This is a genomic window from Aeromonas sp. QDB39, from assembly GCF_027707585.1.
GTDB classification, from domain to species: domain Bacteria; phylum Pseudomonadota; class Gammaproteobacteria; order Enterobacterales; family Aeromonadaceae; genus Aeromonas; species Aeromonas hydrophila.
The window spans coordinates 1-1,899 of sequence record NZ_JAPCIV010000102.1 but is presented as its reverse complement, the minus strand read 5'-3'; the positions used below and the strand labels follow the sequence as shown (position 1 = coordinate 1,899).

The following is a 1,899-nucleotide window of genomic DNA, read 5'->3' as shown; positions in this document are numbered from 1 at the left end:
GGGAACGCCCGCCTGGGACGTCGCGCGGATCGACCGGACATTCGCGGAGACCTTCGTCCTGAGATCCGAGCTCCTAGGGATCGCCTCAGAAAACGGAAAATAAAGCACGCTAAGCCGTAAGTAAGCGTGCTCCTGTGAAAGCCACAGCTAAAACTGCGTAGTACACATAGAGGTATTTTTTTCTAGATTTATATCGAATTTCGTTATCGAATTTCGCTTATTATTGATCAACTCGTTGCAGATCATGAAGGCGAAAGTATGACGAATAACCCTACCGATGACAGCAGACCATGGTCGGTCTTTCTTATTTTTCTGCGGCTTGGATTGACATCTTTTGGCGGCCCCATTGCGCACTTGGGCTACTTCCGCGCCGAATTTGTCACACGGCGGCGCTGGCTCTCCGAACGGAGCTATGCTGACTTGGTCGCGCTTTGTCAGTTCTTGCCAGGGCCTGCAAGCAGCCAGGTCGGCATAGCGGTAGGACTGTCTCGGGCTGGATACAGCGGGGCGCTGGCTGCTTGGGCTGGCTTCACGCTGCCGTCTGCCATAGCCTTGATCCTTTTTGCGCTCGGCATCTCCAGCTATGGCGATTACGTCTCGCAGGGCGCGTTGCATGGCTTAAAAGTGGTGGCTGTGGCCGTGGTCGCTCAAGCAGTATGGGGCATGGCGCGTAACCTATGCACGGATGGGCTGCGAGTCACCATCATGGCAATTGCTACCTGCGTCGTTTTACTTGTGCCGTCCGCGTGGGGACAGGTTGGCGTGATTGCTATCGCAGGCATCGCAGGCCGGTTATTGTTCAAGCCAGCGAAAGTTGTTGAGCATGACCCCCTACCTATCACGGTCAGTCACCGGGCCGGCGTGCTTTGGCTCTCGCTGTTCTTTGTCTTGCTGATTGGCCTGCCGGTGTTGGCCGAACTGATGCCAAGTCAAACCATGGCAATGGTGGATTCCTTCTATCGTGTCGGATCACTGGTGTTCGGCGGTGGTCACGTTGTGCTGCCATTACTGCAAGCCGAAGTGGTGCCCTCCGGCTGGGTCAACAATGAATCCTTTCTCGCGGGGTACGGGGCAGCTCAAGCGGTGCCCGGCCCTTTGTTCACGTTCGCCGCGTTTCTTGGTGCCTCGATGAACACCGCCCCGTCGGGCTGGATCGGCGGCATTGTGTGTCTGCTGGCTATCTTCGCGCCCTCGTTCTTGCTGGTCGTCGGATCAATGCCATTTTGGGAGCGTTTGCGCCGCAATACAGGCATCCAAGCTGCGCTGGCCGGGATCAATGCCGCTGTAGTCGGCTTGCTGCTGGCCGCGCTGTATCAGCCTGTATGGACTAGCGCCATCTTTCAGCCGCAAGACTTCGGCTTGGCATTAGTTGCCCTTGTCGCACTTATGTTCTGGAAGCTCCCGCCGTGGCTGGTTGTCCTCGGTAGCGGTGCAGCTGGGTGGCTGTTGAGCGTCGCTCTGTGAGGCACAAAAAATGACTGACAAAGACCTCTACGGCGGTTTGATCCGCCTGCACATCCTTCACCATGCAGCCGAGGAACCTGTCTTTGGGCTGGGGATCATCGAAGAGCTACGCCGACACGGCTACGAGATGAGCGCTGGCACCGTGTACCCGATGCTGCACGGCCTGGAAAAAAAAGGCTATCTGACCTCACGCCACGAACGCACCGGGCGACGTGAACGGCGTGTTTATGACATCACTGAACAAGGCAGAACTGCACTTGCTGATGCGAAAACAAAGGTCAAGGAGCTGTTCGGAGAGTTGGTAGAAGGTGGTTGAGTTTTTGCTTCTATGTCAGGTTGAGCTATACCCTAACTGGATTGTCATTTTCAGAAGACGACTGCACCAGTTGATTGGGCGTAATGGCTGTTGTGCAGCCAGCTCCTGACAGTTCAATA

Annotated in this window: 2 protein-coding genes; both read left to right on the top strand. The window is 55.9% G+C overall.

The genetic code is table 11. The annotated features are described in order from the left end of the window. Window positions 1-258 precede the first annotated feature (258 nt). Complete coding sequence (gene chrA / locus PG899_RS23970) at window positions 259-1,464, top strand: chromate efflux transporter (RefSeq protein WP_000184001.1); 1,206 nt, start codon at window positions 259-261, stop codon at window positions 1,462-1,464. 10 nt (window positions 1,465-1,474) lie between these two features. Beyond that, window positions 1,475-1,780: a PadR family transcriptional regulator gene (locus PG899_RS23965; protein WP_000130000.1), complete on the top strand. Its 306-nt coding sequence runs from the start codon at window positions 1,475-1,477 to the stop codon at window positions 1,778-1,780. Window positions 1,781-1,899 lie beyond the last annotated feature (119 nt).

Excerpts from the sequence above, each read along its gene's own strand:
- chrA (WP_000184001.1), top strand. The coding sequence starts at position 259 with ATGACGAATAACCCTACCGATGACAGCAGACCATGGTCGGTCTTTCTT.
- PG899_RS23965 (WP_000130000.1), top strand. The coding sequence starts at position 1,475 with ATGACTGACAAAGACCTCTACGGCGGTTTGATCCGCCTGCACATCCTT.